The following is a 14,465-nucleotide window of genomic DNA, read 5'->3' on the forward strand; positions in this document are numbered from 1 at the left end:
GCGGCCCACCACGGCGGGACGCCCCCGGTCGCCCCCCCCACCCCCCCCCCCCCCCCCGGGCCCCCCCCCCCCCCCCCCCGCCCCCCCCCCGGCCCCCCCCCCCGCCGCCCCCACACCCGGCGGCCCCCCCCCGGCCCCCCCCCCCCCCCCCCCCCCCCCCGCGGCCACGACTCCCTGACTCGCCGGCCCTCCGCCGGTCCCCCACAGAGGAGATCCGATGCGTACGAACAGTGAGAAAGCCCCCTCCCGCCGGTCCGCGGCCGCCTTCGTCGCCTTCGGCGCCGGCGCCGTGCTCGTCGCCGGCACGCTGGCCGCCACCCCCGCCTCCGCGCAGGCCGTGGGCTCGCCCGAAGGCTGGGCCAGCATGAACGGCGGCACGACCGGCGGCGCCAACGGCGACACGGTGACCGTCAGCAGCGCGAACGCCCTGGTCGACGCCATGTCCAGCGACGGCCCGCTCACCATCCAGGTGCAGGGCACCATCGAACTCGACGGCATGAACGACGTCACCAGCGACAAGACCGTGATCGGCCTCGACGGCGCCGAGATCACCGGCGGCGGCCTGGACATCGACGAGGCGCACAACGTCATCGTGCAGAACATCGCGTTCTCCGACTGGGGCGACGACGCCATCAACATCCAGGAGGGGTCGACCAACATCTGGATCGACCACAACAGCTTCACCAACGGCAACGACGGCGCCGTGGACGTCAAGCGGGAGTCCGACTACGTGACCATCTCGTGGAACCACGTGTTCGACCACGAGAAGTCCATGCTGCTGGGCCACTCCGACGGCCACACCGCCGACGAGGGCAACCTGCGGGTGACCTACCACCACAACTACTTCGACGGCTCGGGCAGCCGCCACCCGCGCGTGCGGTTCGGCGACGGCGTGCACGTCTACAACAACTACTACCGCGACAACGCCGAGTACGGCGTGGCCTCCACCATGGACGCCGGGGTGCTGGTCGAGAACAACTACTTCGAGAACGTCGACAACCCCACCCACGTGGGCTACGCCGACTCCGACCCCGGCCGCATCGAGGCGCGCGGCAACGTCCTGGACAACTCCGGGGCGCTGGAGACCGCCGGCTCGGTGCCCGAGCCGCCCTACTCCTACGACCTGGACAACGCCGCGAACGTCCCCGGCATCGTCTCGGGCGGAGCGGGCCCGACCCTGTAGGGTCCCCCACCCCTCCCCCGGCCCGGAGGGCGCGGCGCGCCCGCGCCCTCCGGGTAAGCGCTTACCGCCTATCCCAGCTCCTTGGCCACCATGCGCGCCCACTGCCGGACGATGCGCCCGCGCCGGGCGCTGTCGTCGGTCAGCAGGTCGGCCAGCCCCAGTCCGCGCGCGAGGTCCAGGGTGGCCTGGACGGTCTCGCGCACCCCGGGCCGCGACTCGTCGGCGCCCAGCAGCTCCACCGCCACCCGGTGGGCCTCGCGCCCGACGTGGTCCTCCAGCGGCAGCACGTGCTCGCGCAGCGCGGGGTCGCCCGCCGCGGCGGCCCACAACTGCACGGCGGCGTCGAACTCGGTACCGTTGTAGGTGTCGATCAGCATGGTCACCGCGGCCTCGATCCGCCCGGGCCCCTCGGGCAGGCGGGCACCGCACCGGCGCAGCTCCTCCAGCCGGGCGCCGCTCATGTAGCGCAGCGCCTCGGTGAGCAGGTGCTCGCGGGTGCCGAAGTGGTGCTGGGCGGCGCCGCGCGAGACCCCGGCGCGCTCGGCCACCGCGCCCAGCGTGCTGGCGGCCACGCCGGTCTCGGCCAGGCACTCCACGGCCGCCTCCAGCAGCCGCTGGCGGGTGGCGCGGCTGCGCCGCTGCTGCGGCTCTCTGGCCGGTGCCCTGGTCTCCATGTCGGCACCGCCCCCCGGTCCGCCCGCGACTCCTGGCCGGATGGTGCGGGAGCAGGCCCCGGCCACCCGGCGTCAGGGGCATGCTAGAGCACGTCCGGGCGCCGCGTCACCGCCCGGACGCGGCGCGGCGTCACTCGGTGGGGCGCACGACCGGGCGGTGCACGACCTCGTCGATGACGGTCAGGGTCTGGGTGGCGGTGACGCCCGGCAGCGCCTGGAGCCGGGTGAGGATGAGGTCGCGCAACTGGTTGGTGTCGGCCACGCGGACCAGCAGCACGATGTCGGCCGAGCCCACCACGTACCAGCAGTACTCGATCTCGGGGTAGGAAGACAGGATCTCGCGGTTGGCCCGCCAGTCGGGCTGGCTGCCCGAGATCAGCACCAGCGCGGTCACGCCCAGCCCCATGCGGGAGTGGTCGGTGACCACCGAGTAGCCGCGGATGACGCCGTCGTCGGTCAGCCGCTTGATGCGGTTGTAGGCGGTGGCCCGCGAGACGTTGGCCATGGCCGCGATCTCGGTGATGCCGGTGCGGGCGTCCTCGGCCAGCGCGCCGATGATCACCTCGTCCACCGCGTCGGGCAGCCGAGCGCCGCGTGCGCGCGGGCGGTCGGTGTCGTCGCCCGGGGGCCGCCCGGGCCGTCGGCGCTCGGCCTCGGCCGCGCCCTGCCTGCGGTCGGTGTCCTGCCACTGCCCGTCGGCCATACCCGTTGCTCCCCGGGGGTCTCGGTCGAAGGACGGTCGGGCGGGACGACCATCGGCTTCGCCTGCTTTGTCATTGATTATCGAGAAACCGGCGGCGGGTGCGCCACCCGGTCGGGCGGACCGCGCCCCTAGCGCGGCGGCGGCGCCGCCCTAGCATGGGGCCAGGCGCGCGGCGCACACGTGCGGCTACCGCTAGGAGGCCCGATGCCCGTCCCCCCGAAGGTCCGCGAGCGGGCCCGCGGCTTCCTGCCGGCCGGGGCCGAGATCCGCTACATCTTCCCGGCGTCGTGGAACGAGTCGATGTTCTTCGTGTTCGTGGTGACCGACTCCGCCATCACCGTGCTGCTGAACCGGTTCTGGAGCCGCACCCGGCCCAAGCGGATCTGGCACGTGTTCCCGCGCGGCGTGCGCCTGGGTCCGGTCGACACCCACCTGATCCCCACCTTCCACCTGGGCGGCCACACCTTCGAGGTCGACGACGAGTACGTGTCGGTGGTCAACGCCTGCGACGCCGAACTGCTGGGCCGGGCGTCGCTGCCGCCCGACCCGCTGCCCGACCTGTAGGCGCCGCGCCTCCCCCAGCCCCCAGCCGTACCGCCGCCGGGCGCGGACCCCGCGCCCGGCGGCGTCGCGGTGTGTCCACGACAGGCCCCGCCGGACACCGCCGATATTAGACGATCGGGAACGCTCCTCCGGCACGAGTTCTCGGGTGTATCGACTTTTTCGCAAGATCTGGCACATGTGTCGACCCCGAGCGCACAATCGAGGCAGCGGTCGGCGCGCTCGCGCACCGCCGTCCGCCTCCGCCCACCGCCGAGGGAGCTGAGCCCACCATGCCGACCCGCGAGCCGCCCGACCCCCGGCCCCACCGCGCCCGCCCGCTGCCCCCCGACCTGGCGCGCCGCCTGTACCGCCTGATGCTGACCGCCCGCATGATCGACACCGAGGCCGTCGCCCTCCAGCGCCAGGGCGTCTTCCCCGCCTACGTGTCGCTGCGCGGCCAGGAGGCCGCCCAGGTGGGCAGCGCCGCCGCCATGGACCCCGAGCGCGACTTCGCGTTCCCCACCTACCGCGAACTGGCGGTGGCGCTGACCCTGGGCGTGGACATGGTCGGCTACCTGGCCAGCCACCGCGCGCTGTGGCACGGCGGCCTCTACGACCCGATGGCGTCGCGGTTCGCGCCGATCAACGCCGTGGTGGGCGGCCCGGTGCCGCACGCGGTGGGCTGGGCGCTGGGTGAGCGGCTGGCCGGGCGCACCGGGGTGGCGGTGTCCTACTTCGGCGACGGCGCGAGTTCGGAGGGCGACGTGCACGAGGCCATGAACCTGGCCGGGGTGCTGACCGCGCCGGTGGTGTTCGTCTGCCAGAACAACCGGTGGGCGCTGTCGGTGCCCAACGAGCGCCAGATCGCCGGCGGCTCGGTGGCGGCGCGCGCCGCCGGCTACGGCATGGCCGGTGTCACCGTGGACGGCGACGACCTCGCCGCCGTCCACGACGCCACGCGCGCCGCCCTGGAGCGCGCCCGCTCGGGCGGCGGCCCCACCCTGATCGAGGCGCTGACCTACCGCGCCGGCCCGCACTCCACCTCCGACGACACCTCCCGCTACCGCGACCCCGCCGAGGAGCGCGCCTGGGCCGACCGCGACCCGCTGGTGCGCACGCGCGCGGCGCTGGAGGCCGCCGGCGCCGCCGACGCCGCGTTCTTCGCGGCGGCCGAGGCCGAGTGCCGCGCCGAGGCCGAGCGGATCCGCGACGGTGTCAGCGCCGCGCCCGAGCCGCCGGGCACCGACCTGTTCGACCACGTCTTCCGCGAGCCCGCACCGCACCTGGCCGCCCAGCGCCGGGTGTGGGAGGAGGAGGTCCGATGAGCCCGACCGCGACCGCCGGCACCGCCGCCGCCGCAACCGCCGCAACCGCCGCGGAGCGCGGCCGCGCGGCGGCGCCGCCCGCCCACCTCACGATGCGCGACGCGCTGAACCGCGCCCTGGACACCGCGCTGGCCGAGGACCCCGCAACGCTGGTGTTCGGCGAGGACGTCGGCCGCCTCGGCGGGGTCTTCCGCGTCACCGACGGCCTCCAGCGCCGCCACGGCGCCGACCGGGTGTTCGACACCCCCATCGCCGAGTCGGGGATCGTGGGCCTGGCGGTGGGCCTGGCCATGAACGGGTGGCGGCCGGTGCCCGAGATCCAGTTCGACGGGTTCGCCTACCCGGCGGTCGACCAGATCGTCAACCAGATGGCGCGCATGCACTACCGCTCGCGCGGGACCGCTCCGATGCCCATCACGCTGCGGGTGCCCAGCTTCGGCGGCATCCAGGCGCCCGAGCACCACGGCGAGAGCCTGGAGGCGCTGTTCGCCCACGTCCCCGGGCTGCGGGTGGCCGCGCCCGCCGACCCGCTGGACGCCTACCACCTGCTGCTCCAGTCGATCCGCGGCGACGACCCGGTGGTGTTCCTGGAGCCCAAGTCGCGCTACTGGGACCGCGCGCCGCTGCCCGAGGGCGGCCTGGCGGCGGCGCCGGAGCTGCCGGTGGGGGCGAGCCGGGTGGTGCGCCCGGGCCGGCACGCCACGCTGGTGGCCTGGGGCGCGATGGTGCGCCGCTGCCTGGCTGCGGCCGACCTCGCCGCCGAGGACGGCGTGGAGCTGGAGGTGGTGGACCTGCGCTGGCTCAAGCCGCTGGACGCCGACGCGGTGGCGGCCTCGGCGGCCCGCACCCGCCGCGCGGTGGTGGTGCACGAGGCGCCGCTGACCGCCGGGCTGGGCGGCGAGGTCGCCGCGCTGGTCACCGAGCGCGCCTTCCGCGACCTGGCGGCGCCGGTGCAGCGGGTCACCGGGTTCGACGTCCCCTACCCGGCCGGCCCGCTGGAGCCCCAGTACCTGCCCACCGTCGACCGCATCCTGTTCGCGGTCCAGCGCACTCTGGAGTACTGAGCATGAGCGACGACGCCCCCGCGCGGGGGTCCACGTTCCACCTGCCCGACCTGGGCGAGGGCCTGGTCGAGGCCACGGTGCTGGAGTGGCTGGTGGCACCGGGCGACCGGATCGCGCGCAACGACCCGCTGGTGGAGGTCGAGACCACCAAGTCGGCGGCGGAGATCCCCTCGCCGGCCACCGGCGTGGTCGCCCGGCTGCACGCCGAGGCGGGCGCGGTGGTGGCGGTCGGCGCGCCGCTGGTGACCTTCGAACTGGAGGGCGAGCCCGGCGCCGCGCCCGGGATCGTCGGCACCGTCCCGGCCGACGAGCCGGCCCGGCGCCGGGTGCGGCTGCGCCCGCCGCAGGAGTGAGCGTCCCGGCCGCCGCGCGCGGCACCGGCGACTTCGGAAAGGCGACCGCGATGACCGACAGCGTCCTGGCCGGCGAGGTTCCGCTGGCCTACACCGCCGCGCCCGGTTCGGGCACCCCCGTGCTGCTGGTGCACGGGTTCGGATCGGACTTCGCCATGAACTGGGAGCGCACCGGGTGGGTGCGCGCGCTGGCCGACCGCCCCGTCATCGGCTGCGACCTGCGCGGCCACGGCCGCAGCGGCAAGCCGCACGACCCCGCCGCCTACACCCCCGAGGCGATGGTGGCCGACCTGGTGCGGCTGCTGGACGCGGTGGGCGCCGAGCGGGTGGACGTCGTGGGCTACTCCATGGGCGCCCGCCTGGCCTGGGAGCTGGCGCTGGCGCACCCCGGGCGGGTGCGCCGGGCGGTGCTGGGCGGTTTCGGCCCGGCCGACGCGTTCGCCGGCGCCGACCTGGACCGCCTGGGGGCCGATGAGGGCTCGCCGTTCGGCCCGGTGTTCCGCGCGGGCGCGGCGCTTCCGGGGGCCGACCTCGCCGCGCTGGAGGCGTGCGCGCGCGGGCAGGCCGCCCACCCGTTCCGGCCCGATCCGGCGCCGCGCGGGGTACCGCTGCTGTTCGCGGCCGGCGACCGCGACGACCTCGCCCAGGGCGCGGCGGTGCTGGCCGCGCGCACCGGCGGGACGCTGGCGCGGGTGCCCGGCCGCGACCACCGCACGGCGGTGGCGGCCCAGGCCATGAAGAGGGCCGCCGCGCAGTTCCTGGCGGCCGGGGACGAGACGCCCGGCGGGCGGGCGGCGCACGGGGGCTCCCCCGGCGCCGACGGGGCGGCCCGCACCGCCTGACCCGCAATTCGGGGCCGCACGGCGCGGAAATTTCGTGCTTTCCGAAAGAGGCGCCGCGCCGTCACCGCGCCGTTACTCGGCGGGCGCGGCCCGGCGGAGGAGAATTGCCGGGCGGAAGACGACCGGCCAGGTCACCGGGGTGGTGTTGGACACACGCGGCGGCGGGGAAAGGCGCGGCGCCGGACTCCGTTTCGCTCCGCTCTCGCCTTCATAACAACTTTTCCCTGGTCATTGGTGACATTTCACCGAACGGATATCGTCCCTTCCGCGAAACCTGGTGAGTCCGTTACCGACGCGGCCTGGTGTCCAGGTGCGAAGAGGAGTGCAGAGTGAAGCGCAAGCATGCCGTCAAGCTCGCCGCCGCCACCGCGGTCGGCGCGCTGACCCTGGCCATGACGGCCTGTGACAGTCCCGAAGGCGAAAACGCCGGCGGCGACGGGGGCGAGGGCGGCGGGAGCGACGAGATCCGCGTCGGACTCGCCTACGACGTCGGCGGGCGGGGCGACCGGTCGTTCAACGACTCCGCCTACCGCGGCCTCCAGCGCGTCCAGGAGGAACTGGGCGTCAGCGCCGACGACGTGCAGGACTTCGAGCCCAGCGAGGACGAGTCCGACGTCGACAAGGAGGAGCGCCTGAAGAACATGGCCGACCAGGGCTTCAACGTCATCATCGGGGTGGGCTACGCCTACACCGAGCCGATGCGCAACGTCGCCTCCGACGAAGCCTACTCCGACGTCCACTTCGCCATCGTGGACTCCGAGATCGAGGACCTGGACAACGTCACCAGCCTGGTCTTCACCGAGGAGCAGGCGTCCTTCCTGGCCGGCGCCGCCGCCGCGCTGAAGACCGAGGAGGACCACATCGGCTTCGTCGGCGGTGTCGAGAACCCGCTGATCAAGAAGTTCGAGGCGGGCTATGTGGCCGGCGCCCGGGAGATCAACCCCGACATCGAGATCGAGATCGCCTACCTCAGCCAGCCGCCGGACATGAGCGGGTTCTCCGACCCCGCCACCGGCCGCTCCACCGCCGAGGGCCAGTTCGACAGCGGCGCCGACGTCGTCTACCACGCGGCGGGCGCCTCGGGCAACGGCGTGCTGGAGGCCGCCGCCGAGGCCGAGCGGCTGTTCATCGGCGTCGACAGCGACCAGTACCAGACCGCGCCCGAGGACCAGCGGCAGTACGTGCTGACCTCCGCCATCAAGCAGGTCGACACCGCGGTGTTCGACTTCGTGCAGTCGGTCCAGGAGGGTGACGCCCAGTCGGGCATCCAGCGCTTCGACCTGGAGAGCGGCGGTGTGGACTACTCCACCGCCAACGAGGAGGAGATCAGCGACATCCAGGACCAACTGGACGAGCTGAAGCAGCGGATCATCGACGGCGAGATCGAGGTCCCCACCGAGCCCTAGAGCGGAGCGGACCCGCTGTGACCACCGCACCGGGACCCGGGGAGCGTGCCCCGGGTCCCGTGCCGTGTTCCGCCCGCACCCCTTCCGCCCGCCGCCCGCCGGCGGCGCGGACCAACGCCGGACCTACGCCCAACCAAGGAGTCCGATGAGCGGCGCACCGCCGGACGGCGGGGAGGCACCTCCCGCCGTCCAACTGCGTGGCATCACCAAGAGGTTTCCGGGGGTCGTGGCCAACCACGACATCGACATCACGGTGGCACCGGGCACCGTCCACGCCATCGTGGGCGAGAACGGCGCCGGCAAGTCGACCCTGATGAAGACCCTCTACGGCATGCACCGGCCCGACGAGGGCACCATCGCCGTCAACGGCGAGCCGGTGCGGCTGAACTCGCCCTCCGACGCCATCGCCCACGGGATCGGCATGGTGCACCAGCACTTCATGCTCGCCGACAACCTCACGGTGCTGGAGAACGTCGTCCTGGGCGCCGAGAAGCAGGCGGGCATCGGCCGCGCCGCGCGCGCCCGCATCACCGCCCTGTCGGAGCAGTACGGCCTGGGTGTGGAGCCCGACCGCCTCATGGAGGAGCTGGGGGTGGGCCAGCGCCAGCGCGTGGAGATCCTCAAGGTCCTCTACCGGGGCGCGCGCATCGTCATCCTGGACGAGCCCACCGCCGTGCTGGTGCCCCAGGAGGTCGACGAGCTGTTCGACAACCTGCGCGAACTCAAGCGTGAGGGCCTGACGGTCATCTTCATCTCCCACAAGCTGGACGAGGTGCTGTCGGTGGCCGACACCATCACGGTGATCCGGCGCGGCACCACGGTGGCCACGGTCGACCCGGCCACCACCACCGCCCGCGAGCTGGCCACCCTCATGGTCGGCGGCGAGCTGCCCGTGCCCGAGCTGCGGGAGTCCACGGTCACCGACCGCCCGATGCTGACCGTGCGCGGCCTCTCGGTGCGCGAACCGGGCGGGCGCCGGGTGGTGGACGACGTGACGCTGACCATCCGCCAAGGCGAGATCGTGGGCATCGCCGGTGTCGAGGGCAACGGCCAGTCGGAGCTGATCGAGGCCGTCATGGGCATGCGCCCGGTGGAGTCGGGCACCGTGGAGCTGGACGGCGCCGACATCACCGGCCGGCCCACCCTGGCCATCCGCGAGGCCGGGGTCGGCTACGTGCCCGAGGACCGGCACCGCCACGGCGTGCTGCTGGAGTCGCCGCTGTGGGAGAACCGGATCCTGGGCCACCAGGGGCGGCCGCCCAACGCGCGCGGCCCCTGGATCGACCGCAAGGGCGCGCGGGCCGACACCGAGCGCATCGTCGCCGAGTACGACGTGCGCACGCCCGGCATCGACGTCATCGCCGACGCGCTGAGCGGCGGCAACCAGCAGAAGCTGATCGTGGGCCGCGAGATGAGCGGCCGGCCCAAGGTCCTGGTGGCCGCCCACCCCACGCGCGGCGTGGACGTCGGCGCGCAGGCGGCCATCTGGGGGCACCTGCGGCGCGCCCGCCGCGAGGGGCTGGCGGTGCTGCTGGTATCGGCCGACCTGGACGAGCTGATCGGGATGTCGGACACCCTGCACGTGATCCTGCGCGGCCGGCTGGTCGCCCAGGCCGACCCGATGACCGTGACCCCCGAGCAACTGGGCTCGGCGATGACCGGCGCCGGGCTGGAGGGCGCCCCGGGCGCCGCTGAAGGCGAGGACGGCGCATGACGAGCAGACTCCCCTCCCTCCCCGCCTGGGTAGTGGTGGCGGGCGCGGCCGTGCTGGCGGCGGCGGTGACACTGCTGGCCGACATGGGCCTGCTGGCGCCCGCCGCGGCGGCGCTGGGGGTGGCCCTGGCGTTCGCGGTGACCGCGCTGCTCAGCCGCCCGGCCACCGAGGACGCCGGCACCCGGGTGCACCGGTTCGTGGTGGTCCCGGCCGCGCTGGTGCTGTCGGTGCTGGCCGGCGTGGTGGTCGGCGGCGTGCTGGACTGGTGGTTCGTCGAGCCGGCGGCCTACGCGATGGGCGCCGTGGTCGGCGCCGTCGCCGGGTTCCTGCTGCACCGCCGCCTGGGCACGCAACTGGCGCTGGCCTTCGGCGCGGTGGCCGCGGCGGGCGTGCTGGCGCTGGCCGCCACCAGCCTGGTGCTGGCCATCAGCGGTGTGGCGCCGCTGCACGCCTTCGGGCAGATGCTGGAGTTCGGCCTCCAGCCCAACAGCCTGGTCATCGTGGTCAACTCCGCCACCACGCTGTACCTGTCGGGCGTGGCCGTGGCGATCGGCTTCAAGATGAAGCTGTTCAACATCGGCGTGGACGGCCAGTACCGGCTCGCGGCGCTGCTGGCGGCGGCCGTGGGCGGCGCGTGGGTGCTGCCGCCGGTGGTGCACCAGGTCGTGGTGATCCTGGTGGCGGTGGCGGTCGGCGGGTTCTGGGCGGGCATCGCGGGCTACCTGAAGGTCGCGCGCGGCGTCTCCGAGGTGATCTCCACGATCATGCTCAACGCGGTGGCCACCGGGATCACCGCCTACCTGCTCAACACCGACCGGCTGGCGGTGCAGATCAGCACCAACAACATCGGCACCCACCCCATCCCCGAGTCGGGCTGGGTGCCGGGGATCCCCGCCGGCTTCATGGGCTCCGACCGCGACATCTACGGGCTGGTGCTGCTGGCCGTGGCGGTGGGCGTGGGCTACTGGCTGATGCTCAACCGCACCCGGTTCGGGTTCGACCTGCGCGCCACCGGGCAGTCGCCCACGGCGGCGCTGGCCAGCGGCGTGAACATCCGCCGCATGGTGCTGCTGTCGATGGTGCTCTCGGGCATGGTCGCCGGCCTGGTCGGGATCCCGCAACTGCTGGGCCAGTCGCACTACTACGCGCTGGACTTCCCCGCCGGGCTCGGGTTCACCGGTATCGCGATCGCGCTGCTGGGCCGCAACCACCCGGCGGGCATCGCGTTCGCCGCCCTGTTCTGGGCCTTCCTCGACCAGTCCGCCCAAATCCTCGACTTCGAGGGCATCCCCAAGGAGATCGCCGTGGTCACCCAGGCCACCATCGTGCTGACCGTGGTCGTGGTGTACGAGGTCGTGCACCGCTGGGGTCTGCGCTACCAGCAGCAGCAGGTCGGCCGGGAACTCGCGCGCGAGGGGGCGGAGGCGCGATGAGCCAGGAGATGACACTCGCCGCGCCGGCCCCGGGCCGGCCCGCCGCCGAGGGGCGCCCGCGCGCCTGGAACCGGCTGCGGATCGTCAGCATCGTGGTGGCGGCGTTCGTGGCGCTGGCCGGGGTGCGCGCCATCACCGGCCAGCCCATGCTCACCAGTTCGGGCACGTTCCAGGCGGCGCTGGCGTTCGCGGTGCCCATCGGCCTGGCCGGGCTGGGCGGGCTGTGGGCCGAGCGGGCCGGGATCATCAACATCGGCCTGGAAGGCATGATGGTGCTGGGCACCTGGTTCGGCGCCTACTTCGCCTTCAGCACCGGCAGCCCGTGGGCGGGCCTGGTCGCCGGCGTGCTGGGCGGCATGGCCGGGGGGCTGGTGCACGCGCTGGCCACCGTGACGTTCGGGGTGGACCACATCATCTCGGGTGTGGCGATCAACATCCTGGCGGTGGGCGCCATGCGCTACCTGTCGCTGCTGTTCTTCGTGGACACCCCCGGCGGCGGCGCCTCGCAGTCGCCGCCGCTGCCGGAGTTCCCGCAGGTGGGGCTGCCGTTCGTGGCCGACCTGCTGGCGCCGGCGCAGGAGTCGGGAGTGTTCCTGGCCGCCGACCTGGCCGGGCTGGTGGTAGGGCTGACCACCCAGATCTCGGTGCTGACGCTGCTGGCGCTGCTGCTGGCGCCGGCGACGTTCGTGGTGCTGTGGCGCACCCCCTTCGGGCTGCGGCTGCGCTCGTGCGGCGAGAACCCCGACGCCGCGGAGTCGCTGGGCGTGCCCGTCTACACCTACAAGTTCACCGCCGTGCTGCTGTCGGGCGGGTTCGCCGGCATGGGCGGGGTGTTCCTGGCGATGGTGGCGTCCTCGGTCTACCAGGAGGGCCAGACCGGCGGGCGCGGCTACATCGGCCTGGCGGCGATGATCTTCGGCAACTGGCGGCCGGGCGGCCTGGCCATGGGCGCCGGGCTGTTCGGGTTCACCGACGCGCTCCAGGTGCGCGGGGGCGGCGGCGCGGTGCACGCGCTGCTGCTGCTCATCGCGGTGGCGCTGATCGCCGCCGGGCTGGTGCTGCTGGCGCGGGCGCTGTGGCGCACGCGGCGGCTGCCGGTCGTGGTGTTCGCCGCCGGGGCGCTGGTGGCGCTGGTCGCCGGCGTGGTGGCGCTGACGCTGGGCGGTGCGTGGTGGTGGGCGCTGGCCGGGGTGGGCCTGGCGGCCGCGGTGGGCGTGGGCGCGTGGACGGCGCGCGGCCCGGTCGCGGCCGTGGTGTCCGTGGTGGCCGGGGTCCTGGTGCTCGTGTGGTTCCTGGGCACCGACACCCTCCCGGGGCAGTTGGTCACCTACAGCCCGCAGATGGCGACGCTGCTGGTGCTGGCGCTGGCCTCGCAGCGGCTGCGGGCGCCGGCGGGCGTGGGCCGGCAGTGGCGCCGGAGCCGGTCGTGAGCGCGGCGGGCGCCGAGGTGGACTGGCCGGCGCTGCGCGCGGCGGCCGCGGCCGCCATGCGCCGGGCCTACGCCCCCTACTCGGGGTTCGCGGTGGGCGCGGCGGCGCTGGTGGACGACGGCCGCACGGTGGCGGGCTGCAACGTGGAGAACGCCTCCTACGGGCTGTCGCTGTGCGCCGAGTGCGGCCTGGTGTCGGCCCTGCACGCCTCGGGCGGGGGCCGGCTGACGGCGTTCGCCTGCGTGGACGCCGCCGGGCGGGCGCTGATGCCCTGCGGGCGCTGCCGCCAACTGCTGCTGGAGCACGGCGGCCCCGGCCTGCTGGTGGACACCCCCGAGGGGATCCTGCCGCTGAGCGCGGTGCTGCCGCAGGCGTTCGGGCCCGACGACCTGGCGCGCGGTCCGGCGTAGGCGGGTCGCCGGCGCCGAGGTGAGGAGCCGGGCCGGCCGCGCCGCGCGGCCGGCCCGCGGACGAGGAGGACCGGTATGGACGCCGTCGAGGTCATCGCCGCCAAGCGCGACGGGCGCGAGCTGAGCGCCGCGCAGATCGCGTGGGTGGTCGACGCCTACACCCGGGGCGAGGTCGCCGAGGAGCAGATGTCCGCCCTGTGCATGGCGGTGGTCTGGCGCGGCATGACCCGCGCCGAGGTCAGCGCCTGGACCGAGGCGATGCTGCGCTCCGGCGAGCGGCTGGACTTCACCGGCCTGGGCCGGCCCACCACCGACAAGCACTCCACCGGCGGGGTCGGCGACAAGATCACCCTGGTGCTCACCCCGCTGGTGGCGGCCTGCGGTGCGGCCGTTCCGCAGCTCTCGGGGCGCGGCCTGGGCCACACCGGCGGCACGCTGGACAAGCTGGAGGCCGTGCCGGGCTGGCGGGGCGACCTTTCCCCCGCGCGGATGCGCGAGGTCCTGGCCGAGACGGGCGCGGTGGTGTGCGCGGCCGGGCCGGGCCTGGCGCCGGCCGACCGCCGCCTCTACGCGCTGCGCGACGTCACCGGCACCGTGGAGTCCATCCCGCTCATCGCGGCCTCGATCATGTCCAAGAAGCTGGCCGAGGGCACGGCCTCGCTGGTGCTCGACGTCAAGGTCGGCTCGGGCGCGTTCATGAAGGACGCCGCGTCGGCCCGGGAGCTGGCCGAGACCATGGTGGCCATCGGCGCCGACCACGGGGTGCGCACCCGGGCCCTGCTCACCGCGATGGACGCCCCGCTGGGCCGCGCCGTGGGCAACGCCGTCGAGGTCGCCGAGGCGGTGGAGGTGCTGGCCGGCGGCGGCCCGCCCGACGTGGTGGAGCTGACCCTGGCGCTGGCCCGCGAGATGCTGGAGGCGGCCGGGGTGGCGGCCGACCCCGCCGCCGCGCTGCGCGGCGGCGCGGCCATGGACGTGTGGCGGCGCATGGTCGCCGCCCAGGGCGGCGACCCCGACGCGCCGCTGCCCGCCGCCGCCGAGAGCCGCGACGTGCTGGCGCCGGCCACGGGCACGCTCACCCGGCTGGACGCCCGCGCGGTGGGCGTGGCCGCCTGGCGGCTGGGCGCCGGGCGCGCCCGCAAGGAGGACCGTGTCTCGCCCGGCGCGGGCGTGCTGCTGCACGCCAAGCCGGGCGACCCGGTGCGGGCGGGCCGCCCGCTGCTGACGCTGCTCACCGACGACCCCGCCCGGTTCGACCGCGCGGCCGAGGCTCTGGCCGACGCGTTCGCGGTCGACGGACCACAGGAGCGCCTGCCGCTGGTGCTGGACCGCGTCGGCTGAGCCGGCCCGTCCCGTCCGCTCCGCCCGGCCAGCGCCGCCCCGGG

General features: G+C 74.9%; 14 protein-coding genes. 12 read left to right on the plus strand and 2 right to left on the minus strand.

Translation table 11 applies throughout. The annotated features are described in order from the left end of the window. Positions 1–217: 217 nt before the first annotated feature. The gene (locus LG943_RS21450) at positions 218–1,183 is read left to right on the plus strand and encodes a pectate lyase family protein (RefSeq protein ID WP_270074136.1); all 966 of its coding nucleotides are present in this window, start codon (positions 218–220) and stop codon (positions 1,181–1,183) included. A 68-nt stretch (positions 1,184–1,251) separates the two neighbouring features. Here LG943_RS21450 and LG943_RS21455 read toward each other — a convergent pair whose 3' ends face one another. Together LG943_RS21455 and LG943_RS21460 are read right to left on the minus strand one after the other, a co-directional pair. Further along, complete coding sequence (locus LG943_RS21455) at positions 1,252–1,857, minus strand: TetR/AcrR family transcriptional regulator (RefSeq protein ID WP_270074137.1); 606 nt, start codon at positions 1,855–1,857, stop codon at positions 1,252–1,254. A gap of 130 nt (positions 1,858–1,987) precedes the next feature. Continuing rightward, complete coding sequence (locus tag LG943_RS21460; RefSeq protein ID WP_270074138.1) at positions 1,988–2,560, minus strand: Lrp/AsnC family transcriptional regulator; 573 nt, start codon at positions 2,558–2,560, stop codon at positions 1,988–1,990. A gap of 204 nt (positions 2,561–2,764) precedes the next feature. Here LG943_RS21460 and LG943_RS21465 point away from each other — a divergent pair, with 204 nt between their 5' ends. The 11 genes from LG943_RS21465 to LG943_RS21515 all read left to right on the plus strand — a co-directional run bounded on the left by LG943_RS21465 (position 2,765) and on the right by LG943_RS21515 (position 14,421). Further along, a complete protein-coding gene (locus LG943_RS21465) occupies positions 2,765–3,124 on the plus strand; it encodes a hypothetical protein (RefSeq protein ID WP_270074139.1) in 360 nt (119 codons plus the stop codon). 269 nt (positions 3,125–3,393) lie between these two features. Next, entirely contained in the window at positions 3,394–4,428 is a 1,035-nt protein-coding gene (locus LG943_RS21470; RefSeq protein WP_270074140.1) for a thiamine pyrophosphate-dependent enzyme, read from the plus strand. A 92-nt stretch (positions 4,429–4,520) separates the two neighbouring features. Next, positions 4,521–5,492: an alpha-ketoacid dehydrogenase subunit beta gene (locus LG943_RS21475; RefSeq protein WP_270074170.1), complete on the plus strand. Its 972-nt coding sequence runs from the start codon at positions 4,521–4,523 to the stop codon at positions 5,490–5,492. A gap of 2 nt (positions 5,493–5,494) precedes the next feature. After that, positions 5,495–5,845, plus strand: coding sequence for a biotin/lipoyl-containing protein (locus LG943_RS21480; RefSeq protein WP_270074141.1), 351 nt, complete (start codon positions 5,495–5,497; stop codon positions 5,843–5,845). A gap of 50 nt (positions 5,846–5,895) precedes the next feature. Then, entirely contained in the window at positions 5,896–6,687 is a 792-nt protein-coding gene (locus LG943_RS21485; protein WP_270074142.1) for an alpha/beta fold hydrolase, read from the plus strand. 329 nt (positions 6,688–7,016) lie between these two features. Continuing rightward, positions 7,017–8,093 (plus strand): BMP family lipoprotein, encoded by a 1,077-nt coding sequence (locus tag LG943_RS21490; protein WP_270074143.1) that lies wholly within the window; start codon positions 7,017–7,019, stop codon positions 8,091–8,093. A gap of 145 nt (positions 8,094–8,238) precedes the next feature. After that, entirely contained in the window at positions 8,239–9,807 is a 1,569-nt protein-coding gene (locus LG943_RS21495; RefSeq protein ID WP_270074144.1) for an ABC transporter ATP-binding protein, read from the plus strand. Further along, positions 9,804–11,240 (plus strand): ABC transporter permease, encoded by a 1,437-nt coding sequence (locus LG943_RS21500; RefSeq protein ID WP_270074145.1) that lies wholly within the window; start codon positions 9,804–9,806, stop codon positions 11,238–11,240. Before LG943_RS21495 ends, LG943_RS21500 begins: the two co-directional genes overlap by 4 nt. Beyond that, positions 11,237–12,670: an ABC transporter permease gene (locus LG943_RS21505; RefSeq protein ID WP_270074146.1), complete on the plus strand. Its 1,434-nt coding sequence runs from the start codon at positions 11,237–11,239 to the stop codon at positions 12,668–12,670. The genes LG943_RS21500 and LG943_RS21505 overlap by 4 nt, the downstream gene beginning before the upstream one ends. Continuing rightward, positions 12,649–13,080, plus strand: coding sequence for a cytidine deaminase (locus LG943_RS21510; protein WP_270074147.1), 432 nt, complete (start codon positions 12,649–12,651; stop codon positions 13,078–13,080). The genes LG943_RS21505 and LG943_RS21510 overlap by 22 nt, the downstream gene beginning before the upstream one ends. A 75-nt stretch (positions 13,081–13,155) precedes the next feature. Further along, positions 13,156–14,421 carry a thymidine phosphorylase gene (locus LG943_RS21515; RefSeq protein WP_270074148.1) on the plus strand — a complete coding sequence of 422 codons (1,266 nt, stop codon included), beginning with the start codon at positions 13,156–13,158 and terminating at the stop codon, positions 14,419–14,421. Positions 14,422–14,465: the final 44 nt, after the last annotated feature.

Origin of the sequence: Streptomonospora mangrovi, assembly GCF_027604915.1 — a bacterium.
Taxonomy (GTDB): domain Bacteria; phylum Actinomycetota; class Actinomycetes; order Streptosporangiales; family Streptosporangiaceae; genus Streptomonospora; species Streptomonospora mangrovi.